The sequence below is a fragment of the Pseudomonas corni genome (genome assembly GCF_057128765.1).
Genome location: NZ_JBSKHW010000003.1, coordinates 174643 through 196188, shown reverse-complemented (window position 1 = coordinate 196188; position 21546 = coordinate 174643). Strand labels below are relative to the sequence as shown.

Genomic DNA, 21546 nt, shown 5'->3' with positions numbered 1-21546 from the left:
GTCTATCACCCATTAACTCAGACACCGAGTGGATACATTTCTGCATATTTCGACGGTAAAGGTTCGGTAAAGGTCTCAATCATCCCGGTTTGCCGGTCCGCACGGCGCTTGTCGGTCGGCGGCGGTCCACTTCTAACGGCGGCTACGCTACTATGTGCGCCTTATTGAAGCCCACACGGAAACACAGCCCTGTGACACTGGAACAGAATTACACCCAGATATTGAGCCAGCTTGGCGAAGACGTTTCCCGCGAGGGCCTGCTCGACACGCCAAAGCGCGCTGCCAAAGCCATGCAGTACCTCTGCCGCGGCTATGAGCAAACCTTGGAAGAAGTCACCAACGGCGCTCTATTCAGCTCCGATAACAGCGAGATGGTGGTGGTCAAGGACATCGAGTTGTATTCGCTGTGCGAACACCATTTGCTGCCCTTCATCGGCAAGGCCCACGTGGCTTACATCCCCAGCGGCAAAGTGCTGGGCCTGTCGAAGGTCGCGCGTATCGTCGATATGTATGCGCGCCGTTTGCAGATTCAGGAAAACCTTTCCCGGCAGATCGCCGAAGCTGTCCAGCAAGTCACCGGCGCCTTGGGCGTTGCCGTGGTGATCGAAGCCAAGCACATGTGCATGATGATGCGCGGCGTCGAGAAGCAGAATTCGTCGATGATCACTTCAGTGATGCTCGGTGAGTTCCGCGAGAACGCCGCGACCCGCAGCGAGTTTCTCAGCCTGATCCGCTGATCTTTTGCGTCACCGAGGCCGTGGCATATCGTCGCGGCCCGTGCGTCCCCCGAGGTTTTTATCGTGTTCATGAAGGCATTGAGAGTGGGTCTTGGCCAACTCGTTATCCTCATCGATTTCATCACCCGGCCGAGCAAGAAACAGCGCTCCCCTGCTGCCCAGACCGCGGTCGATGAATCGGCAAAAGACCTGACGCTGTATCAGTTCCATGCGTGCCCGTTTTGCGTAAAAACCCGCCGCACCCTGCGCCGACTGAATGTGCCGGTGGCCCTGCGTGACGCCAAGAACAACGAACTGGATCGCCAGACGCTGCTCAATGAAGGCGGCAAGGTCAAGGTGCCGTGCCTGCGCATCGAAGAAGCGGGTCAAACGGTGTGGATGTACGAGTCCAAGGTGATCATCGATTACCTGGACAAGCGCTTTTCAGCGGTGTGATGCACCGCAACCCCCTGTAGGAGCCAACTTGTTGGCGATAATGTTCAGGGTGTCCATGAAGATGTCTCGCGAACAAGTTCGCTCCTACAGATGACGGATCGTTACTTCGGGCACCCCTCCTCCCTGCACGCTACATATTCCTTTAGCTGCTCGACCCGCACTTTGGTCTGCGCGGCCAGGCAGTTGGTCTGCAACAAAGGCCAGATCGAGCCGGAATCCTCGCGTTTACCCACCTGATACGCGCAATCGGCATCGCGCAAGGCGATCCACTTTTTCTGCGCTTCCTGTAACGCCTGCTTTTTCGCGGGCGTTTTCAGGTAATTCATCTGCGCCTTGTACTGCTTGTTCAAGTCAGCATCCAGCGTTGCCAGCTCCTTGGCCGCGCACTGGTTCATGGCAGCCTGGTTGGCGTCGCAATCGTCGGCACTGGCCGAAGCCGAGCAGCCGATCCCTAAGGCCATAAACATCCCTACCGCAATCATCCTGAGTTGCATCTTCCTGTCTCCTGTCCTGGTCAATCGTGTTAGTCGAGCATGCCGACATAGCCCGGTTGTTCCTTGACCCGCAACAACCACCGCTCGATGGCAGGAAACTGCGCCAGATCAAAGCCGCCTTGATGGGCCACATGGGTGTAGGCGTACAGGGCAATATCAGCGATGGAAAACTGATCACCCACCAGAAACGGCGTGCGAATCAGCTGTTGCTCCATCACCTTCAGCGCCTTGTAACCCAGCTTGTGCATCGACTTGTATTCCTCCAGCCTGTCTTGCGGCAGACCGAGGTAAAACTGGATGAAACGCGCCACTGCGATGCTCGGCTCGTGGCTGTATTGCTCGAAGAATTGCCATTGCAGCATCTGCGTGCGCAGGCGCGGCTCGGTCAGCAGATACGGCGTGCCTTCAGCCAGAAAGTTGAGAATCGCATTGGATTCCCAAAGATACGTGCCGTCTTCCAGCTCCAGCACCGGAATCTTGCCGTTGGGGTTTTTCGCCAGAAACGCTTCGGTCTGGGTTTCGCCGTTGAGAATGTCCACAGGGACCCACTCATACTCGGCACCCACCAGGTTGAGCATCAGCTTGATCTTGTAGCAGTTGCCCGAATTGTAATCACCGTAAACCTTGTACATCCCTTCGCTCTCCTGATCCTGTTTGTGCCTGCCCTTCTCCACCCGCTGCGGGTTGGCTCAAGCGGCTTTGGCGGCCAGCGCATTGCGTACAACGGCGGCCAATCGTTGAAGGCCTTCGTCCAGCCGCGCTGGATCGATGTGGCTGAAGTTGAGCCGAATATAACCGGGGTTGGCGTCCGGATCGCTAAAAAATGGCTCGCCGGGCATGAACGCGACGTTCTGCGACAGGGCGGTATCCAGCAACGTCCGGGTATCGAGCGGTTGCTTGAGCGTGAGCCAGAAAAACAGCCCGCCCTGGGGTTCGTTCCAGTCGGCCAGATCACTGAAGTGCGTATGCAGCGCGGCCTGAAACAGATCACGTCGCTGGCGATAGAAGCTGCGCAATTGCAGCAGATGCTCGCGGTAATGCTCGGTGCCGATCCACTGCAACGCCTGCCACTGGCCGACCCGGTTGGTGTGCAGATCCGCCGACTGCTTGAGTTTCAGCAGATGCGGGAACAGGTCCGGAGTGGCAATCAGATAACCGACCCGCAGCCCCGGCATCAGGGTTTTCGAAACTGTGCCGGTGTAGATCCAGCTGGCCTTTTTCAAGCGGCTGACGATGGGCCGCGCACTGCCGCCGTCAAATGTCAGCTCGCGGTAGGGTTCGTCCTCGATCAGCGTCACGCCAAACTCATCGAGCAATGCCGCCACCGATTCGCGCGCAGACTCGCTGTAACGCACAGCCGACGGGTTTTGAAAGGTCGGGATCAGGTAGACGAATGCCGGTGAGTGCTGCTCCAGCCGCTGACGCATGGCGACCAGATCAGGGCCTTCGGCCAGCAGCGGCACGGTCAGACACTCAGCTCCAAACAACTGGAAAATCTGCAGCGCCGCCAGGTAGGTCGGGCCTTCAAGCAGGATTTCGGTGCCCTTGTCGATGTACAGCTTGGCCGCCAGGTCCAGGGTTTGTTGCGAGCCGCTGATGATCATCACCTGGCTGGCATCGCACGGCACGCCCAGTGCCCGGGCTTCTGCGGCAAGGGCCTCGCGCAGGGCAGGCTCGCCCTCGCTCATACCGTATTGGCCGAGGGAGCGAGGCATGTCAGACCACTCGGTCTTTGGCAGCATGCTTTCAGCGGGCAGCCCGCCGGCAAACGACATCATCTCCGGACGCTGGGCGGCGGCGAGAATTTCGCGAATCAGAGAACTCTTCAAGCGTGTCACGCGTTCAGAAAAAGCCATGGCATCACCGCTAGCGGAAATAAATGGAAATACGTCAAACTGGTTGACCGAAATTACGACGCCACAGGTGGATACGTCAATATGCTTGACCTTAAAAATTCATCCACCCAGCAAATTGCCATGGAAGCGTTCTTTTTCGGCTATCAGGCGTTTACGGCGAAAGCGGATGAAATGCTCGACCGACGCGGCCTGAGCCGGGTGCACCAACGCATCGTGTTCTTCATTGCCCGTTATCCGGGATTGAGCGTGAAGGAATTGTTGAGCGTTCTGGGGGTGAGCAAGCAGGCACTGAACACGCCGCTGCGTCAGTTGATTGAAATGGAACTGGTACTCAGCATTACCCCGGATGCCGACAAGCGTAAGCGTTTGCTGGAGCTGACCACTGACGGAGCGACGTTCGAAGAGTCCCTGCGCCGCGAGCAGGTCAAGCTGCTGCAACGGGTGTTCGCCGAGGCCGGGCGCGATGCGGTGGATGGATGGTTGGCGGTGAATCAGGCGTTGGGGAATACCCTGAAAGTGCCTCCCCTGTAGGAGCCAACTTGTTGGCGAGAGAATTTAAAGAATGCACAACGGCCCTCGCGAACAAGTTCGCTCCTACAGATCGAGCGCCATCCGGGAACTGTGCCGACCAATGCGCCGCTGGCTGTATCGCAACACCGCGCAACAACTGCGTATAGGCTTGCACGATTGATCTCCCTGCCGTTCAAGGAACGTTTTGCATGACTCAAGCGACTCAGGCGCCGTTGCGCCCGCTGGCTGACTCTTCGGTCTCCGCCGTGGTAGCCGGGTTCATCGCCATGATGACCGGCTGCACCAGTTCGCTGGTCTTGATCTTCCAGGCAGGCCAAGCCGCAGGGCTTGCTCCCGCGCAGATATCGTCGTGGATCTGGTCGCTTTTCATCGGCATGGCCGTGTGCAACATCGGCCTGTCGCTGCGTTATCGCTCGCCCGTCACCGTGGCGTGGTCGACGCCCGGCGCGGCGTTACTGATTTCCAGCCTGGGCGGCGTTGCGTACCCGGAAGCGATTGGCGCGTTCATCACCTGCTCGATTCTGATCATCATTTGTGGAGTGACCGGCAGCTTCGAGCGCCTGGTCAAACGCCTGCCCGCCTCGCTCGCCGCAGCACTTCTGGCCGGAATTCTGTTCAAGATCGGCAGCGAAATCTTTGTCGCAGCACAGCACCGGACCGGCCTGGTGCTGGGCATGTTTTTCACTTATCTGATCGTCAAGCGCTACTCTCCGCGCTACGCCGTGCTGGTCACGTTGCTGGTAGGCGTTGCCCTGTCGGCCATGCTCGGGCTGTTGAATTTTGGCGGGTTTGCGCTGGAAGTCGCAGCACCGGTCTGGACCACGCCAGTCTTCACGCTGGGAGCAACCATCAGCATCGGCATTCCGTTGTTCGTGGTCGCCATGACTTCACAAAACATGCCGGGCATGGCGGTGCTGCGCGCCGACGGTTACACCGTGCCGGCCTCGCCACTGATCACCGTGTCCGGCATCGCCTCGCTGATCACGGCCCCGTTCGGCTCCCACGGCATCACGCTGGCCGCCATCAGCGCAGCCATCTGCACCAGCCCCAACGCCCATGAAGACAAAGACAAACGCTACACGGCCGCTATCTGGTGCGGGATTTTCTACGGCGTTGCCGGGATCTTCGGCGCGACGCTGGCTGCATTGTTCGCGGCGTTTCCCAAGGAGCTGGTGCTGTCGATTGCCGCCTTGGCGCTGTTTGGTTCGATCATCAACGGCCTGACCGTGGCGATGAACGAACCCAAGGAGCGCGAGGCTGCGCTGATCACCTTCATGGTCACCGCGTCGGGGCTGACGCTGTTTTCCATCGGTTCGGCGTTCTGGGGAATTGTGGCGGGGGTGTTGACGCTGGTAATACTCAATGGCCGCAGATCTTGAGCAAGACGCCTCCCCTGTAGGAGCGAACTCGTTCGCGAGGCGTCGTACCTGACACACATCAATACGGCCGTCTCGCGAACAAGTTCGCTCCTACAGGCGGATGATCATTTACAACCTGAAATGCCCCACCATCCCTTTCAATTCCATCCCCAAAGATGCCAGTTCGATGCTCGACGCAGCATTGCCCTGCATCGCCAATGCTGACTGATCGGCGCTGGCGCGGATGCTGGTGACGCTGCGGTTGATCTCTTCGGCCACCGAGCTTTGCTCCTCGGCAGCGGCGGCGATCTGCTGGTTCATCTGCTGGATCAACGACACCGCCGCAGCAATGCTACCCAGCGCGCTTTCCGTTTGTAGCGCATCGCTGACGGCCAGTTTCACCAGCTCGCCGCTGCTCTGAATCTGCACCACCGACGCTTGGGCGCCCGTTTGCAGACGAGTGACCAGACGCTCGATTTCCTCGGTCGATTGCTGCGTGCGTTTTGCCAGCGCGCGGACTTCATCGGCCACCACCGCGAACCCCCTGCCCTGCTCACCTGCGCGCGCCGCTTCGATGGCGGCGTTCAGGGCCAGCAGGTTGGTTTGCTCGGCAACGCTCTTGATCACGCTGAGGACCTTGCCGATGTTCTGGATTTCCGCGCTGAGGTTCTCGATGGAGTGACTCGCCGAACTGGCCGACGTCGCCAGCTCTTCAATCCGAGCCATGCTCTGGCGCACTACCCGCTGACCGCTGTCGACCTTACCGTCCGCAGTTTGCGCCGCCTGAGCCGCCTCCTCGGCGTTGCGCGCAACGTCATGCACGGTGGCGGTCATTTGATTCATGGCCGTGGCCACCTGATCGGTTTCTTCCTTCTGACTGCTGACTTCCAGATTGGTCTGCTCAGTGACCGCCGACAATGAATGCGCCGAGCTCGCCAGTTGCTCGATCCCCGCTTGCAAGCCGCTGACAATCCCGCTCAGCCCGGCCCCCATCTGCTGCATGGCGGACATCAGCTGGCCGATCTCATCACGGCGATTGACCGGCACGTTGCCACTCAAATCGCCAGAAGCAATGCGTTGCGCAGTGGCAATGACACTGCGCAATGGCGCGACGATCAAACGGGTGATCACCCACGCCGCGATCAGCCCGACCAACAGCGCCAGCACCGAGGAGCCGATGATCCGCAGCGTATTGGCCTGCAGTTCGTTGGACACCGATTGATCTTCCACGTCGTAGGCATGATTAACCTGCTGCACCACCGCCCTGGCGCTGGCCGCCAGTTGCTGCGACACCTTCGCCTCGTCAGCCAGCAGCCCGGTGTATTCGTTGAGCTTATCGCCGAAATTGGTGATGTGGCCGCTGACTTCCGAGAGCACGGTCTGGTAACCGGCGTCCTTGATCAGGCCCCCTAGATCTACGGCAAGCTTTTGTGCCTCGACGGCCTGTTCGATCTTGCCGGTCTTGGCGTCCTCACCCGAGCCGGTTTTGCGGCTTTGATCCAACCGCACGCGGGCCTCGTCCAGGGCTTGCATCATCAGCTTGGAAATCTGGCTGACCTGACCCGATTGCTCGATGAACTCCGCGCCCTGCTGGCCTTGGGAATCTTTCAATGCATACGCGCCATCATCGGCCAGACCGGCCTGCAACACGTCCAGATTGTTGGCCACGCTGGACACTGACCAACTGGCCATTTCCAACGCCAGGTCTTTGCTTTGGCTGAGGCTGACGAATTGATCGAACGATTGGCGGTACGCAGCGAGACCCTGCTGGACCTCGGTCATCATGGTCTGGTTGGCAGCGGACGCGGACTTGAGATGCTCGGCCTGAGCAGTGAGGCCTTCGAGCCCGGCGTGCATCGATTCGACCTGCTTGGGATCGCTGTGCAACGCATAATCCTGCTCGATCAGCCGAACCCGGTTGAGCCCGCTATTGAGGGCGTTCATGTCCTTTAAGCTGTCGAAATGCACGCTGATCGAGCGCAACGACCAGACACCGATGGCCGCCACCAACGCGGTCAACAGCAACACCAGAAAAAAACCGATGCCGAGTTTCTTGGCCATCCCGAGATTGGCAAAACGCGTTTTCACGGCCGAAATCATAATGCTCAATCCCCGTTCGACAGCTTGAAGGCGCACACAAAGAGGCCATGTGAGCATGACCATTCAATTTTCGTGCAGGTTCGCAATGGGCAGATGGCAAAACAAGTCTCTGACGTCGGAATAATGGCATTTAGCTATGCGGACGTCGTTTACAGGTAGGTTATCGGCGTAAATGGAGGGAGCTGAAGCGGCGGGGCAAGAACAGAACGAGTAATAGCTGCCCCAACGGAGCGCTTTCTGGCTCATTGTAGGAGCGCGCTTGCCCGCGAATGGGCCAGGACTGCGACGTTTCAGGTGACTGATCTGTCGCAATCGCGGGCAAGCGCGCTCCTACAAACCAGGCGTTAACGGTTCATCAAACAAGACGATTTGCCCGGCGCCCCCTCAAGGAAGGCTCGCGAATAAATTCGCTCCTACAGAGACATCAGCGCGCGGCAGCAGCAACCGTCAGTGTGCCCCTTTCAGCATCCAGCCGCGCATAGGTGCCCAACGACACCGCAATGTTGCGATCACCATGACCGATGGAAAGCCCGCCCAGCACCGGAATGCCCAAATCCCCCAACCGCTCGATCAGCACGTCAGCAGACTTTATTACTGCATTGCCATTGCCTGGCTCGCTGAACTGTCCGACCGCGACACCTGCAACCTCCTGAAGGATGCCGCAGTTAAGCAGATGGGTCAGCAAACGGTCGATGCGATAAGCGGCTTCGTTGACGTCCTCGATCAGCAGAATGGCGCCTTCAAGATCGGGCATGTAAGGGGTGCCGATGCAGGTGCTGAGCATGCTCAGGTTGCCCCCCAGCAAGATGCCTTCAGCGATGCCGGATGTGCGTACGCGATAGGTCGGCTCATCAGCGCTCGCCTCCACCACCACAGGTTCGGTGCTCATCAGCGCGTGCCTGACAGTACTGGCAAACAGGCCGCCAAGTTCCAGTTGTCCTGCTACAGGACCGTGGACCGTTGCCAACCGGGCTTTGGTCCACAGCGCGCCATGCAAGGCGGTGATGTCGGAGAAGCCGATCAGCAATTTGGGGTCGTGGCGTACGGCGTCGAAGTCAACATGCGCAAGAATCCGTTGTGCGCCGTAACCTCCGCGGTTACACAGCACGGCGCGGATTTGGGGATCAGCCAGCGCGTCGTTCAAGTCGGCGACGCGATGCTCGTCGGTTCCGGCGTAAAAAGAATGGGTGTCCAGTGCGTGAGGATAAACCCGGGGTCGCAGCCCCCAACTCGTCAATTCCTGCACCGCCGCCTGCACACGGGACTCGGCCAGGGGGCCAGCGGGCGACACAAGGGCAACGGCATCGCCGGCGCGCAAGACATTGGGGTGCAGGGTTGGGCTGATGGCAGGCATTTATTCTCTCGGCGTTTCAGAACATTTCAACAGAACTGCAATTTAGAGCAGCTGGGCAGATGAATCCAGCGGATGCGTCAGCTGAGCTTGTCAGTGGAATCTCTGCGTGGCCCCTGAAACCGCGTAACCCGTTTGCGCAGCCAACCGACGAAACCGCTCGGGTCGACCACTTGCGGTTTGCTTTCGAGCATCGCTGCCCTGGCCTTGGCGCGAAATTTCTGCAGCCCGGCCAGCGCCCCGATCAGCTCGGTATGCTCTTGCAGCCAGGGTTCCAGCTCTGCGCGATCAATGCGGTAGATCATGCAATCGGTGTATGCGCAAAAGCGCGCCATCGTCGGCGTCTGGTCCACGATGCCGGTTTCGCCGATCAACTCGCCAGGGCCCATGCGGCCGACTTCAAGCCAGGTCTCGCCGTGCAGCACGGAAGCCGACACCACGCCGGATTCAATGATGTACAAGGCGTCGGGCACAACATCTTGCGCCAGTACCACATCTCGCGCGGCGTACGCACTGAGGCGCATGTTGCGTTCGAGTTCTGCCCGGTCATCGTCGCTCAGCATGCGTAGCGCGCCGACGCTGTTGAGAACCGCAGACTGGCGATTGGTCGGGCGCACTTGATCTTGCCGGGTTTCGGTCGAGGCCAATTGCCGGTGGATCAGGTCGAACAATTGATTGCGAACTGCCGAACGCCGGTCGCGGGATTTAACGTAGCCGGTGACCTCGTATTCGACGATACGAATCCCGGACTTGACCACCACCGCCGATGCGCCGGGCTGCACCAGGAGTTCGCGACAACCCTGAATGGCTTTGTTCAAGGAATCCAGCACCAGGCTTGGACGCAGGCGGGCTGAGAGTTCGATGGTCAGGCTGATCGAATGAAAATGGTCGGGGCGGCTGAAGTTAGTGATGCGGGTTTTGGCGGCAACGGCATTGGGGATCACCACCATGCTGCCCTCGCCGGTCAGCAAGTGCGTTGAGCGCCAATCGATTTCGATGACCTTGCCTTCGATGCCATCTACGCCGATCCAGTCGTCCACTCGAAACGGTTTGGTGGCATTGAGCACGATCCCGGAAAACACGTCGCCCAGTGTGCTCTGCACCGCCAGACCGACAATGATCGCCACCGCGCCGGAAGTCGCCAGCAGCCCCTTGACCGGCAGATCGAGCACGTAGGCTGCGGCGGCCACAGCGGCGACCAAAAAGATCACAGCCCCCATCAGATCCTGCAGCAAATGCCCTTTGCCGCCGATTTTGGGCGCCATGACCAGCAACACGATCATCGTCAGCGTGCGCGCGCCGAACAGCCACCAGGCAATGGTCAACAACGTCCCCAGCACATGGCGCGCCGAGTCCCAGTCCGCAGGCACTTGGTACAGAGGGCTCAATCCGCCGTCGAGCAAGGCCATGCTGAACAGCACGAACAGTAGCACCCGGCCGACCAGTTTCCAGCGCTGCCACTGGGTCGGCACCCATTGCCACAGCACGATGTCGGCGATCAGCAGCAGCGATGCGCTGATCAACGGATACGCGAACCACAGGTGATCCATCGAAACTCTCCAAGCCACAAACCGCCAATGCAGCGCAGCTTAGCTGATCGGCATGGAGAGCGGTGAAGACGCAAGCGGTGTATCAGAAGGATTAAGGACAGCTGCGCTTCAGATCCCATGTGGGAGCGGACCTGTCCGCGAAGGCGATGTATCTAATGCAGCCTATGTAGCGAATGTACCGGTCTCTTCGCGGACAGGTCCGCTCCCACCGAATTTGCTTCAGGCTCCAAACTCTTCAGCGCCGCCATGTTGGAGCGGACCTGTCCGCGAAGTTGACGACGCGGTCTGTCAGGTAAACCCCGGGATTAGCTTCGTCCGGGCTCGGCCCAGACCCGGCTTCGTTCTATCAAAACGCCGTCACCCCACCATCCACCGCCAGCGAATGCCCGGTGGTAAAGGCCGCGCCGTCGCTGCACAGGTACAACACGGCGCTGGCGATTTCCTCGACTTTGCCGATACGTCCGACCGGGTGCATGGTCGCGGCGAAGTCGGCCTTGCGGGGGTCGGCTTCGTGGGCGCGGCGAAACATGTCCGTGTCGATCACCGCCGGGCACACCGCGTTGACCCGAATGTGCTTCTTGGCGTATTCGATGGCCGCTGATTTGGTCAGGCCGATGACCGCGTGTTTCGAGGCACTGTAAATACTCATCTTCGGGGCCGCGCCAAGCCCTGCGACGGAGGCGGTGTTGACAATGGCTCCGCCACCTTGGGCGAGCATCAGCGGCAGTTGGTACTTCATGCACAGCCAGACGCCCTTGACGTTGACGCCCATGATCGCGTCGAACTCCGCTTCGCTGCCTTCAGGCAGGCGACCTTTTTCGATTTCGATCCCGGCGTTATTGAAGGCGTAATCCAGACGGCCGAACGCTTCTATCGTTTTGTTTATCAACCGCTGCACGTCGGCATCTTTGGTCACGTCGCAACCTACGAACAGTGCCTCGCCGCCAGCCTCACGGATCAACGCCGCCGTGGCTTCGCCGCCGTCGCTGTCCAGATCCGCGACCACTACCTTCAACCCTTCGCCCGCGAATGCCAATGCAGTGGCCCGGCCGATACCTGCGGCGGCACCAGTGACCAGCGCGACCTGGCCGGAAAACGTCATGCTCATGGGGATGTCCTTTTATTTTTATGGGTGGAGGGCTTGGTGAAAGGCCAGAAACATCTATCGCCTGACGCAGTGCTTTCGCGGACGGGTCCGCTCCCACGGGAAGAGGCGCCAGCCGTGCGACAGAGGGAGTCTAGCGTCAGCCACACAGCGCGCGTCAGCACTATCAAGCCGTGGGTTATGCCGTCATGCATGACGGTGATTTGCCCCCTCCAGCACCATCACGCCAGTGGATCGAATTGCATTCGCTGCGTGACCTGTACTTGCCGGGAGCGCGATCAAGGGCTATCACTCGGGTTTGTCTTTCGACTGGAGAACCTGCCATGACCGCTCTGAGCAACCGTCAATTCCTGCTGGCCCGCCGTCCTGTTGGCGCCGTCACTCGCGATGATTTCACCTTCCAGACTGTGCCGGTGGAGGCTGTCGCTTCCGGGCAGGTTCTGGTCAAAAGCGAATACCTGTCGCTGGACCCCGCCATGCGCGGCTGGATGAACGAAGGCAAGTCCTACATTGCGCCGGTGGAGCTGGGCGCGGTGATGCGTGCGCTGGGCGTCGGCAAAGTGATCGAATCGCAAGACCCGAAGTTTGCCGTCGGCGATTACGTTCAGGGCGTGCTCGGGGTGCAGGATTATTTCGTGGGCGAGCCCAAGGGCTTCAATAAAGTCGATCCGTCATTGGTGCCGTTGCCGCGCTACTTATCGGCATTGGGCATGACCGGCATGTCCGCTTATTTCGCCCTGCTGGAAGTGGGTGCGCCCAAGGCCGGTGACACCGTGGTGATTTCCGGCGCAGCCGGCGCGGTGGGCAGCATCGCCGGGCAGATCGCCAAGATCAAAGGCTGTCGCGTGATCGGCATTGCCGGTGGCGCTGACAAATGCAAGGCGTTGCTGGATGACTATGGATTCGACGGCGCCATAGATTACAAGAACGAGGACATTCACGCTGGCCTGAAACGCGAATGCCCCAAGGGCGTTGATGTGTATTTCGACAACGTCGGCGGCGACATCCTCGACGCAGTGCTGATGCGCCTTGCTCCGAAGGCGCGGGTAGTGATTTGTGGCGCCATCAGTCAGTACAACAATAAAGAGGCCGTCAAAGGACCGGCCAATTACCTGTCGCTGCTGGTCAATCGCGCGCGCATGGAAGGGTTTGTGGTGATGGATCACGCCGCCAACTTTGCCAGCGCCGGGAAGGAAATCGCCGGCTGGCTGGCCCAGGGCAAAATCAACAGCAAGGAACACGTCGTCGAAGGGCTTGAGACGTTCCCGGAAACGCTGTTGATGCTGTTCAAGGGTGAAAACACCGGGAAGCTGGTGTTGAAGGTGTAAATCGCCCTCTGTAGGAGCCAACGTGTTGGCGAAGCGGTTCACACTTTAGCCAGTTACATCGCTTCGCGAACAAGTTCGCTCCTACAGGTGCTGTACGCGGCAAGGCATCCACGTGCGTCCGATCCCTGTAAATAACCTGAACAACTCGTCGATCGTGCTGCCAAAACCACCTGAAGGCGCGCGGTGGTGTAAGCTCGTGCGCTATTGATTTTCGACCATCGAGAGGCATATGCGGGCTACCTTCCGACGCTCCACACTGTCCAGACTTCGCGGCTTTTCTCTGCCTATCGACGCACTGACCATTCTGCCCAGCGCGGCCGATTACCGCCGTTGCCTGTTGGAGCAGATTGCCAGCGCCCAACAACGCATCTATATCGTCGCGCTTTATCTGCAACAGGATGAAGCCGGACAGGAAATTCTCGACGCGCTTTACGCCGCCAAAACAGCCCGACCCCACCTCGACATTGTGGTGCTGGTTGACTGGTTCCGTGCCCAGCGCGGCCTGATCGGCGCGGGCAAACAGGCCGGAAACTCAACCTGGTATCAGGCGCAGCACCTGGAACACGACGAGGAAGTCCCGATTTATGGTGTGCCCGTTCAGACCCGCGAACTGTTCGGGGTCCTGCACCTCAAAGGCATCGTGGTCGATGATTGCGTAATCTACAGCGGCGCGAGCATCAACAACGTTTATCTCGACAAGCTGGGCAAATACCGCCTGGACCGTTACCACCTGGTGCGCAACAAAGCCTTGGCCGATACATTTCAGCGCCTGGTTCACGACGAGATCCTGCCGTCTGACGCGGTGCATCGCCTGGACCTGCCCTCACCGCCGAGTTCACGCAGCCTGCGCAGTGAAATCCGCCAGTTTCGCCAACGCCTCAAGCGCGCCAGCTACAACACCGACGCTGGCCTGACCGACAACGGCGAGCTGCGGGTGATTCCGCTGTTGGGCATAGGCAACAAGAACCCGCTGAGCAAGACCTTGTGTGATCTGATCGCCGCTACCCACACGCAACTGACACTGTGTACGCCGTATTTCAATATGCCGCTGGTGATCAAGCGCGAGCTGACCCGAGCCCTCAAGCGCGGCGTGAAAATCGACATCATCATCGGTGACAAAACCGCCAATGACTTTTTCATCCCGCCGCAAGAGCCGTTCAAAGTGATTTCGGCGCTGCCCTACTTGTATGAAATCAGCCTGCGCAGGTTCATTCACAAGCATCAGGAAGCAGTCGCCAGGCATCAGCTGAACATTCATTTGTGGAAGGACGGTGACAACACGTTCCACCTGAAGGGCCTGTGGTCGGACCAGCGCTACACGCTGCTGACCGGCAACAATCTCAACCCGCGAGCGTTTCAGCTTGATCTGGAAAACGCGCTGCTGATCGATGACCCGAAAGGCGAATGGACCCAGCCGCGTCAGGCCGAAATCGAGCAGTTGATGGGCAACACCCAGCGCCTCGGCAAATACGACGAGCTCGACACGCTGGTCGATTATCCCGAAGGCGTGCGCACTTTCCTGCGCCGCGTGAGCCGGGTGCGGGTCGAGCGTCTGCTGTATCGCATTCTGTGAAGCCGGGATTGCCAGCGTGAGCAAAAAGACCGGCATCCGCGCCCAGCAAGCTGACCAGACCCGGGCGCGGATTCTTCAGGCGGCGATCAAGGTGTTCACCGAAGACGGCTATTCCGGAGGCCGCGTCGAGCGTATTTCCGCCGAAGCCGACTCCAACGACCGCATGCTTTATTACTATTTCGGCAGTAAGGAAAAGCTGTTCGTGCGCGTGCTTGAGCACACCTACGAGCAGTTCAATCTGGCCGAAAGTACCCTGCGTCTGGACCCGTCCACGCCGGTGCAAACCTTGCAGCAGGTGGTGGCGTTCGTCTGGGAGTACTACGTGACGCACCCGGAATTCGTCGCGATCCTGAGCATCGAAAACCTGCACAAGGGCAAGCACGCCAAGCAGTCCAGCGAACTGCGGCGCTTGTCCGGGGAGGCTGTCGGCGTGCTCAGGCCGATCATCGAAGCCGGTCAGCAGCAGGGCTTGTTCCGCGAGGACCTGGACATCAAGCACGTCTACCTGATGATCGCCTCGCTTTGCTACTTCTATAACTCGAACCTGCACACCCTGACCTCGTTCCTCGATCAAGACATCGCCCAGCCGCAGCAACGGCAAGACTGGCTGGGGTTTATCAGTGATCTGGTGGTGCGTGGGGTGATGAAGCTGCCTTAGCCGCGCGCCGCTCCTACAGGGATGTGTGTTTGTCCGGAATTTGCAGGTGGACCATTCATTGTGGGAGCGGACCTGTCCGCGAAGAGGCCGTTACATCCAACGCATCTATCGCGCCTGACAGATAGCCTTCGCGGACAGGTCCGCTCCCACAGGTCTGTTGATCATTCAATGCGTCCCGGGATTGGCCCTCAGGTGCGCGACCTTCTCGGTCAGCCCCGCCCACTGCGGCTCATTGGGCGCGAAGCGGTGGCGCAAGTACGCAGTCAGTTCGCTGATCTGAGTGTTGGACAGGCTGTGCTTGAAGCCCGGCATGTAACCCAGGTCTGGCGTGGCCGGGTTGGAAATCCCTTGCAGAATCACCTTCACAAGATTGTCCGGCACAGCACTGTGGACATTGGTATTGGTCGCCAGCGACGGGCTGACGCCAAACAGTTTCGGCCCCAGACCGTCGGCATGACAGCCCTGGCATGAGCCTTCGAAAACCCGCTGGCCGTTGTTTAATGACACGGCGCTGACGGTCGGTTGCGCGACCTCCTGAGCGACGGGCGCAGCGGCGGCCTCGGCCGAGCCATTGAGTGAGGCCAGGTACACCGCCATCGCCCGCACATCGGCCTTCGGCAATTTTGCCAGCTCCGTCACCACCGGCCCCATCGGCCCTGCCGCGACGCCATGGGCATCGGAATAGCCCGTGCTCATGTAGTTGAACAGTTGATCCTCGGTCCACGGCGTCGGCGATTTCGACAAGCTGTTCAGCGCGGGAGCCTCCCAGCCATCGACCATACCCCCCGCCAGGAATGAAGCACCGCCCTTCTCTGCGCCCATCACGTTGCGCGGCGAATGGCAGGCCGCGCAGTGCCCCAAACCGTTGACCAGATAATTGCCGCGATTCCATTGCTCGCTTTGCTGCGGCTGCACCTGGATTTCGCCCTTGCGCAGAAACAACGCATTCCAACCCGCCATCAATGGCCGCATGTTGAACGGGAACTGCATGTCGTTGGCTTTCGGCGCCTGCTTGACCGGCGTCTGGGACATTAAATATGCGTACAACGCCTGCATGTCGGCGTCATTGATATTTCGGAAAGCGGTGTAGGGAAACGCCGGATAAAGGTTCTTGCCATCGCGACTGATGCCATCGCGCATCGCCCGCTCGAACGCAGGATAAGACCAGTTGCCGATGCCGGTTTCCGGGTCTGGCGTGATGTTGCTGCTATATAAGGTGCCGAACGGCGTCTGCATCGCCAGCCCGCCCGCATTGGTGACACCACCCGGCGCCGTGTGGCACACCGCGCAGTCGCCCACCGCCGCCAGTTGCCGACCACGCTCCAGAGTTGAAGCGGACCAGGTGCCAGCGCTTGGCGGCGTGATCGGCGCGATTTCAGATTTGAAAGGGAACGCCGTCGCCGCGACGCCCAAAATCGCACCGAACGCTGCGAACAAAGAGCCAAACAGCCATTTTGAACGCTTGGCTTTCGGCGATTCCGGAGGATTGCTGTTGGCCGCCTCCCCGGCGCCCTTTAACGCGGCAAGCACCCGTTCGGCAGTGATTGGCAATTCGCGAAAACGAATCCCGGTGGCGTCATAAATGGCATTGGCAATCGCTGCCGCACTCGGCACCGCTGCCGATTCACCTGCACCCAGGGGCGGCTCGCTCTGACGCGGCATCATCATGACGTCGACTTTCGGCACCTCGGGAAAGGTCAGGATCGGGTAACCGCCCCACTCCTTGCTCGACACCGTGGACTCCTCGAACGTCACCCGCTCCTTGAGCACGCGACTTGTGGACTGAATGACGTTGCCGTGAATCTGATGCTGCACGCCTGCCGGGTTGACCATCATCCCCGCGTCGTGGCCGATGACAACCCGCGTTACCGAGACGTCGCCGGTGTGTTTGTCCACCGCGACGTCCGCGACCCACGCCGCCCACGCCGCGCCGAAACCGGGAAACTTACTGTGAATGTAACGCGCGTAGGCAAAACCGCGACCACGCAATACGCCGTCCTCTTCGACCATCTGCATCGGCTGGGTGCGCGGCGACCATTCAGCACGGGCGGCAGTGGCCCGGACCAGCTCGGAGGCGCGTTCGTCGTGCAGATAACGCAGGCGGTATTCAATCGGATCGACCCCGGCTGCGAAGGCCAGCTCATCGATGTACGACTCATGGGCGAAGGTATTGGGCAAAGCCGACACGCCGCGCATCCAGGAGGCGCGAACAATGGGCGCCATGTCGTGGATGGTCACGCGCATGTGCTCGAAATCGTAGGGCGGGATCGAGGTGCGGTCGCCCATTTCGAACATCGTCGCCACTGGATCGACGCGCCCGGTCAGCAACAGCGCCAGAGTTGGCGAGTTGTTGGAGGGGTAGCTGGTCTGGAAGTCATATCCTGCCACGCCGCCGTCGGCATTCAGGCCGCCGTCGACTTCCATCAGTTGCGCGGTGCCTTTGGGCTCCCACGCGTGCTCTTGCTCGCGGGTCAGTTGCACCCGCACCGGCAGACCCACCGCCCGTGACAGCAACACTGCGTCGGCGCACACATCATCGGCGCAGTTTCGGCCATAGCAGCCAGCGGCTTCCATGCGGATAACTTCGATATTGTCTTCAGGGTATTCCAGCAGCCAGGCCAGATCCGCGCGCAACATGTGTGGATTTTGCGAACCGGACCACACCCGAATGCCGTTTGGCTGGTAGTCCGCCAACCCGCAGGACGGTCCGATGGAGCCGTGAATCTGGTAGGGCCATAGATAGGTGCGGGTCATCCGCTCGCTGGCGCCGTCCAGTGCCTGGACCACATTACCCTTGTCCAGCACCACCCGATCAACGCTGGGGTTGTCCCGAATCGCCTGTTCGACGTCGCTCATGTCCGGCAACTTGTGCTGCCAGGGCTTCCAGGTAACTTTCAGCTCCCGCGCGGCTTTGGCGGCCTGCTCTTCGCGCATGGCGACGATGCCGACGAAATCACGAATCACCACCACGCGCACGATGCCGGGGATGTGTGCGATGGACGATTCATCGACGTTCAGCAAGCTATTGCCGACGAAATCGCCGGTGTCGTAACCCGCGTACGGCGGTCGGACTACCCGACCATGAAGCATGTCGGGCAAGCGCATGTCATGCACATAGGTCAACTCACCGGTGGCTTTGCCTGGGATATCGACCCGCGCGGCGGCCTGGCCCACCAGTTTGTAGTCCTCGAGTTTTTTCAGCGGCGCATCGCCGGAAATGCGCAGTTCGATGTGCTGGCCGCTGACCAGCTCGCCGAAGCTAAAGGTGCGGCCGTCTTCGGCTTTGATCACGCCCGATTCGATGACCAGGGATTTTGCATTGACTGACCAACGCTCTGCCGCTTCATCTAGCAAGAAGCGCCTGGCTTCGGCGGCGGCGTTGCGCAGTGGAATGGCGGAGATCTGTAGCGTCGCGCTGGCGATGGTGGCGCCCTGATTAGGGGCGCGCTCGGTGTCACCCAGGATCATTTTTACCTGATCCATCGTGAGGTCCAGTTCCTCGGCCACGATCTGCGCCAGCGCGGTGCGAATCCCGGTGCCCAGATCCACATGGCCGTTGAACGCATAAACGGTGTTGTCTTCATCGATGGCGATGAACAGTCCCAGCTCCATGGGCCTGATGGTGGGCGTGCCGCCTTTGGCAACGGGACCGGACGGCGGCAGGATGTCGTCGACGATCAGCAGTACGCCGTTTTTCGCCAGCAGTTGATCACGGGTAGGCGTGGTCTGGGTCATGGTCGTCGATCCGTTCAAGGCTGTTGACGGGCGGCTCGCATCACCGCACGCAGAATTTCGATGTGGGTGCCGCAACGGCAGAGGTTGGCCGAGAGTTCGTTGCGGATTTGCGCTTCGGTGGGGTGCGGGTTGCGGTCGAGCAAGGCTTTGGCGGTCATGATCATGCCGTTCATGCAGTAACCGCATTGCGCGGCTTGCTCGTCGATGAACGCTTGTTGCACCGGGTGCGGGCACTCGCGGGTGCCGATGCCTTCCAGTGTGGTGATGTCGCGACCTTCGGCACCGGCCAGCGGAAATACGCAGGGCCGCGCGGCGACGCCGTCGATGATGACCGTGCACGCCCCGCATTCGCCCAGCCCGCAGCCGAATTTCGGGCCGTTGAGTTGCAGGTCGTTGCGCAGAATCATCAGCAACGGCGTGTCGGCCATGGCCGTGACCGACGTCGTCTGCCCGTTGACCCGCAGCGTCACGGTCTTCTCTGCCGCGACTGCACGCTCACTCATTTTCCGCTCCCGTCTGTTACCGACCGTCCCTGGCGTTTGATGAAGTAATCACTTCATCAAATGGGAGCAGGAAGCGTGCCAGTGCAGGATGCTTGGACGTGTAGGAGCGCGCTTGCCCGCGAAATGATTGGACTGACTAAAAAAATATGCTGGATGTACCTATGTCATCGCGGGCAAGCGCGCTCCTACAAAGGGTCGGAACGAGCTGGTTATTCGTCGCTGTCATCAATCAATTTGCGCAGCAGAAACAACACCGCGACGCGCTCGGCGGGGTTGAGTTTGTTGAGGGTCAGTTCGCTGATTTGCGCGGCGCGGGGGACGGTTTCCTGCACTAATTGCAGGCCGCTGTCGGTCAGGCTGCAAATGACTTTGCGCTTGTCCTGCGGGTCCGGCTCAAGGCTGATGAGGTCTCGGGCCTTGAGGCGATCGACTATGCCGCGAATGGTGGCCTGATCCACGGCGGTGGCTTTGACCAGCTCGGTCTGAGAGCTGGGACCGTGATCACGCAGTGCACACAGGGTGACAAACTGCACGGCGGTGAGCTGAGAGTCGCCGACGTTCTGTTGAAAAATCGCCAGATGCCGTTGATACGCCTTGCGCAGCAGATGGCCGACCTGATTGGAGAAAGCGTAGGACGCGTCGTTATTAGAAGAGTTGTCGGTGGACACAGGCGGCTCGTTTGGCGGGCTTGAGGGAATTGGCGGCTACATTAACGTGTGCGGGGTTGGAGGGGAATCGCGCCCACTGACTTGTAGGAGCGAATTTATTCGCGAAGCAGTATTTCAGCCGATGTATTGATATCGGCTGTACCAGCCTCTCGCGAATGAATTCGCTCCCACAGAATAAGATCTCAGCGGGCTTTGGAGGCCTGCGGCGCAACCACTTCTCCGCCCAGCACAACCGCCAGGTCATCCAGATAGATGTCGCAACGGCGCAGCGGGATGTCCAGGTGGCACGGGGTTTTGCGCTTGCCGCCGACTTCGGTGTTAGGGCCGGTGGAGAACAGGAAGTTGCCGTAGAACGCGCGGGCGTCCATGCACATGCCGTCGTTTTTGTCATGCAGGCCCATGGCCGTCCATTGCGCACGCGGCTGCAAACCCCAACCAATGTGGGAAATGCCGTACACCTCGGGATCGTTGAAATACTTCATGTAATCGCGCAGGTATTCGGCCTCGAAACCGCCGTGGATCGAGGTGATGAAGCCCTTGTCGATCTCCAGCGTGATCTGCTCGCGGGAATAGTTTTTAAACGGCAGCACGATGTCGCCGATGTCGATCACCAGCGTGCCTTCGGCCGTTTCTTCGTTGGGCCATGAGAACAGAAAGCCGCTGGGCCAGTGGTCCCAACGCCCCGGTTCATCAGCAAACCCATACTCGGTGACCGACGGGTATTGCCCCAACTGGGCGCGGAAATCGCTGCCCGCCTTGGACTTCACCTGAATCGTGCGCGCCGCTTTCAGCACCTCCTCGGCCGCCAGCACCCGCGCCTTGTCCGCCAGCGTAGGCAGCATACGGGCCAGTACTTCCGGGGGCTCGACCGCCAAAAGGATGCGCGTGCCGGTCTTCAGGATCTGCTCCTGTTCAGGTGAATGCAGCAGCATCATCGTGTCGACCACCAGGTCGGCGGCTTCAAGCGCCCGTTGCGCGGCGATGTTGCCGGTCAGCGCGGTGTCGCCGCAGTAGGCGGTCATGTCGTTACCCATGGCCGTCGGATGATTGAACGAGGGCAATTCCACCGCATAAACCTTGGCGCCCAGACGCTGAGCCGCGTCCATCGCCGCACGCACGGTGCGCGGATTGGAGTAATGGCTCTTCAGGATCGCAACGCTCTGAGTGGCGTCGACTTTCGACAGCTTCAGAACGTGTTCAAACATTTGAGTCAATTCGCTATCACTAACCGCCATCTTCGTCTCCTTGGCATTTGGCCACTTACCAAACGCACCATTGAAAGGCATCGCGCTTCAGAGTAGTGCATATTTTAAAGCGTACACACTTATTAAACGCGATCAGACATCAAATAAACGCCGTCTGCAAGAGCTGAGCCAATTCGTTACCTACGCACACAACGCCCAATTTATGGGCGTTACCTAGGGTTACGGCGGCAGTTATCGGGCAAATCAGTATTTTTTGAAACACCTATTCACATTTCAAGAAAACAGCGTATACACTTTAAAAACGCCACATCGCGACGCCATTGAGTCGCTCGACTTCCAACTGTCTTCAAGCAGCACAA

At 59.7% G+C, this 21546-nt stretch carries 18 protein-coding genes and 1 pseudogene; 7 read left to right on the top strand and 12 right to left on the bottom strand.

The window, feature by feature from the left end; genetic code table 11:
• The first annotated feature begins 191 nt into the window (after positions 1-191).
• Positions 192-737: a GTP cyclohydrolase I FolE gene (folE, locus tag ACWKV9_RS07955; protein ID WP_483835542.1), complete on the top strand. Its 546-nt coding sequence runs from the start codon at positions 192-194 to the stop codon at positions 735-737.
• A 63-nt stretch (positions 738-800) separates the two neighbouring features.
• Complete coding sequence (locus ACWKV9_RS07950; protein WP_483835541.1) at positions 801-1172, top strand: glutathione S-transferase N-terminal domain-containing protein; 372 nt, start codon at positions 801-803, stop codon at positions 1170-1172.
• Between the two features lie 101 nt (positions 1173-1273).
• On the opposite strand, the gene ACWKV9_RS07945 is transcribed toward ACWKV9_RS07950, so the two are convergent.
• Genes ACWKV9_RS07945 through ACWKV9_RS07935 form a run of 3 tightly spaced genes read right to left on the bottom strand, consistent with a single transcriptional unit; the run spans position 1274 to position 3522 of the window.
• Positions 1274-1666 (bottom strand): lysozyme inhibitor LprI family protein, encoded by a 393-nt coding sequence (locus ACWKV9_RS07945; protein WP_483835540.1) that lies wholly within the window; start codon positions 1664-1666, stop codon positions 1274-1276.
• A 29-nt stretch (positions 1667-1695) separates the two neighbouring features.
• Positions 1696-2298: a glutathione S-transferase family protein gene (locus ACWKV9_RS07940; protein ID WP_483835539.1), complete on the bottom strand. Its 603-nt coding sequence runs from the start codon at positions 2296-2298 to the stop codon at positions 1696-1698.
• A gap of 57 nt (positions 2299-2355) precedes the next feature.
• On the bottom strand, positions 2356-3522 hold the full coding sequence (locus ACWKV9_RS07935) for an aminotransferase-like domain-containing protein (RefSeq protein ID WP_483835538.1): 1167 nt from the start codon (positions 3520-3522) through the stop codon (positions 2356-2358).
• Between the two features lie 81 nt (positions 3523-3603).
• Here ACWKV9_RS07935 and ACWKV9_RS07930 point away from each other — a divergent pair, with 81 nt between their 5' ends.
• Both ACWKV9_RS07930 and ACWKV9_RS07925 read left to right on the top strand, forming a co-directional pair.
• Entirely contained in the window at positions 3604-4053 is a 450-nt protein-coding gene (locus ACWKV9_RS07930; RefSeq protein ID WP_483835537.1) for a MarR family transcriptional regulator, read from the top strand.
• A gap of 188 nt (positions 4054-4241) precedes the next feature.
• A complete protein-coding gene (locus ACWKV9_RS07925; protein WP_483835536.1) occupies positions 4242-5432 on the top strand; it encodes a benzoate/H(+) symporter BenE family transporter in 1191 nt (396 codons plus the stop codon).
• A 108-nt stretch (positions 5433-5540) separates the two neighbouring features.
• Here the strand turns inward: ACWKV9_RS07925 and ACWKV9_RS07920 are convergent, their stop codons facing one another.
• The 5 genes and pseudogenes from ACWKV9_RS07920 to ACWKV9_RS07900 all read right to left on the bottom strand — a co-directional run bounded on the left by ACWKV9_RS07920 (position 5541) and on the right by ACWKV9_RS07900 (position 11520).
• Complete coding sequence (locus ACWKV9_RS07920) at positions 5541-6404, bottom strand: methyl-accepting chemotaxis protein (RefSeq protein ID WP_483835710.1); 864 nt, start codon at positions 6402-6404, stop codon at positions 5541-5543.
• Positions 6402-6944, bottom strand: a pseudogene (locus ACWKV9_RS07915) (HAMP domain-containing protein); the annotation flags it as partial. The gene ACWKV9_RS07920 and the pseudogene ACWKV9_RS07915, both read right to left, overlap by 3 nt.
• A gap of 991 nt (positions 6945-7935) precedes the next feature.
• The gene (locus tag ACWKV9_RS07910) at positions 7936-8865 is read right to left on the bottom strand and encodes a S66 peptidase family protein (RefSeq protein WP_483835535.1); all 930 of its coding nucleotides are present in this window, start codon (positions 8863-8865) and stop codon (positions 7936-7938) included.
• Between the two features lie 77 nt (positions 8866-8942).
• Positions 8943-10412 (bottom strand): mechanosensitive ion channel domain-containing protein, encoded by a 1470-nt coding sequence (locus ACWKV9_RS07905; RefSeq protein WP_483835534.1) that lies wholly within the window; start codon positions 10410-10412, stop codon positions 8943-8945.
• 346 nt (positions 10413-10758) lie between these two features.
• Complete coding sequence (locus ACWKV9_RS07900) at positions 10759-11520, bottom strand: SDR family oxidoreductase (protein ID WP_483835533.1); 762 nt, start codon at positions 11518-11520, stop codon at positions 10759-10761.
• A gap of 320 nt (positions 11521-11840) precedes the next feature.
• Between ACWKV9_RS07900 and ACWKV9_RS07895 the strand changes: the two genes are divergently transcribed.
• The 3 genes from ACWKV9_RS07895 to ACWKV9_RS07885 all read left to right on the top strand — a co-directional run bounded on the left by ACWKV9_RS07895 (position 11841) and on the right by ACWKV9_RS07885 (position 15076).
• The gene (locus ACWKV9_RS07895; RefSeq protein WP_483835532.1) at positions 11841-12845 is read left to right on the top strand and encodes an NADP-dependent oxidoreductase; all 1005 of its coding nucleotides are present in this window, start codon (positions 11841-11843) and stop codon (positions 12843-12845) included.
• A 229-nt stretch (positions 12846-13074) separates the two neighbouring features.
• Entirely contained in the window at positions 13075-14418 is a 1344-nt protein-coding gene (gene pssA / locus ACWKV9_RS07890) for a CDP-diacylglycerol--serine O-phosphatidyltransferase (RefSeq protein ID WP_483835531.1), read from the top strand.
• A 16-nt stretch (positions 14419-14434) separates the two neighbouring features.
• Complete coding sequence (locus ACWKV9_RS07885) at positions 14435-15076, top strand: TetR/AcrR family transcriptional regulator (protein WP_483835530.1); 642 nt, start codon at positions 14435-14437, stop codon at positions 15074-15076.
• Between the two features lie 165 nt (positions 15077-15241).
• Here the strand turns inward: ACWKV9_RS07885 and ACWKV9_RS07880 are convergent, their stop codons facing one another.
• The 4 genes from ACWKV9_RS07880 to ACWKV9_RS07865 all read right to left on the bottom strand — a co-directional run bounded on the left by ACWKV9_RS07880 (position 15242) and on the right by ACWKV9_RS07865 (position 21217).
• Positions 15242-18811 (bottom strand): molybdopterin cofactor-binding domain-containing protein, encoded by a 3570-nt coding sequence (locus ACWKV9_RS07880; RefSeq protein WP_483835529.1) that lies wholly within the window; start codon positions 18809-18811, stop codon positions 15242-15244.
• 14 nt (positions 18812-18825) lie between these two features.
• Positions 18826-19314: a (2Fe-2S)-binding protein gene (locus ACWKV9_RS07875; RefSeq protein WP_483835528.1), complete on the bottom strand. Its 489-nt coding sequence runs from the start codon at positions 19312-19314 to the stop codon at positions 18826-18828.
• A 209-nt stretch (positions 19315-19523) separates the two neighbouring features.
• Entirely contained in the window at positions 19524-19982 is a 459-nt protein-coding gene (locus ACWKV9_RS07870) for a MarR family winged helix-turn-helix transcriptional regulator (RefSeq protein WP_483835527.1), read from the bottom strand.
• Positions 19983-20164: 182 nt separating this feature from the next.
• Positions 20165-21217, bottom strand: a complete 1053-nt coding sequence (locus ACWKV9_RS07865; RefSeq protein ID WP_483835526.1) for a 2,5-dihydroxypyridine 5,6-dioxygenase — start codon at positions 21215-21217, stop codon at positions 20165-20167.
• Between the last annotated feature and the right edge of the window lie 329 nt (positions 21218-21546).

Bases quoted from the DNA above. Each gene is read 5' to 3' on its own strand.
- ACWKV9_RS07945 (WP_483835540.1), bottom strand. From the start codon at position 1,666: ATGCAACTCAGGATGATTGCGGTAGGGATGTTTATGGCCTTAGGGATC.
- ACWKV9_RS07940 (WP_483835539.1), bottom strand. From the start codon at position 2,298: ATGTACAAGGTTTACGGTGATTACAATTCGGGCAACTGCTACAAGATC.
- ACWKV9_RS07935 (WP_483835538.1), bottom strand. From the start codon at position 3,522: ATGGCTTTTTCTGAACGCGTGACACGCTTGAAGAGTTCTCTGATTCGC.
- ACWKV9_RS07930 (WP_483835537.1), top strand. From the start codon at position 3,604: ATGCTTGACCTTAAAAATTCATCCACCCAGCAAATTGCCATGGAAGCG.
- ACWKV9_RS07925 (WP_483835536.1), top strand. From the start codon at position 4,242: ATGACTCAAGCGACTCAGGCGCCGTTGCGCCCGCTGGCTGACTCTTCG.
- ACWKV9_RS07920 (WP_483835710.1), bottom strand. From the start codon at position 6,404: ATGGGGGCCGGGCTGAGCGGGATTGTCAGCGGCTTGCAAGCGGGGATC.
- ACWKV9_RS07910 (WP_483835535.1), bottom strand. From the start codon at position 8,865: ATGCCTGCCATCAGCCCAACCCTGCACCCCAATGTCTTGCGCGCCGGC.
- ACWKV9_RS07905 (WP_483835534.1), bottom strand. From the start codon at position 10,412: ATGGATCACCTGTGGTTCGCGTATCCGTTGATCAGCGCATCGCTGCTG.
- ACWKV9_RS07900 (WP_483835533.1), bottom strand. From the start codon at position 11,520: ATGAGCATGACGTTTTCCGGCCAGGTCGCGCTGGTCACTGGTGCCGCC.
- ACWKV9_RS07895 (WP_483835532.1), top strand. From the start codon at position 11,841: ATGACCGCTCTGAGCAACCGTCAATTCCTGCTGGCCCGCCGTCCTGTT.
- pssA (WP_483835531.1), top strand. From the start codon at position 13,075: ATGCGGGCTACCTTCCGACGCTCCACACTGTCCAGACTTCGCGGCTTT.
- ACWKV9_RS07880 (WP_483835529.1), bottom strand. From the start codon at position 18,811: ATGACCCAGACCACGCCTACCCGTGATCAACTGCTGGCGAAAAACGGC.
- ACWKV9_RS07875 (WP_483835528.1), bottom strand. From the start codon at position 19,314: ATGAGTGAGCGTGCAGTCGCGGCAGAGAAGACCGTGACGCTGCGGGTC.
- ACWKV9_RS07865 (WP_483835526.1), bottom strand. From the start codon at position 21,217: ATGGCGGTTAGTGATAGCGAATTGACTCAAATGTTTGAACACGTTCTG.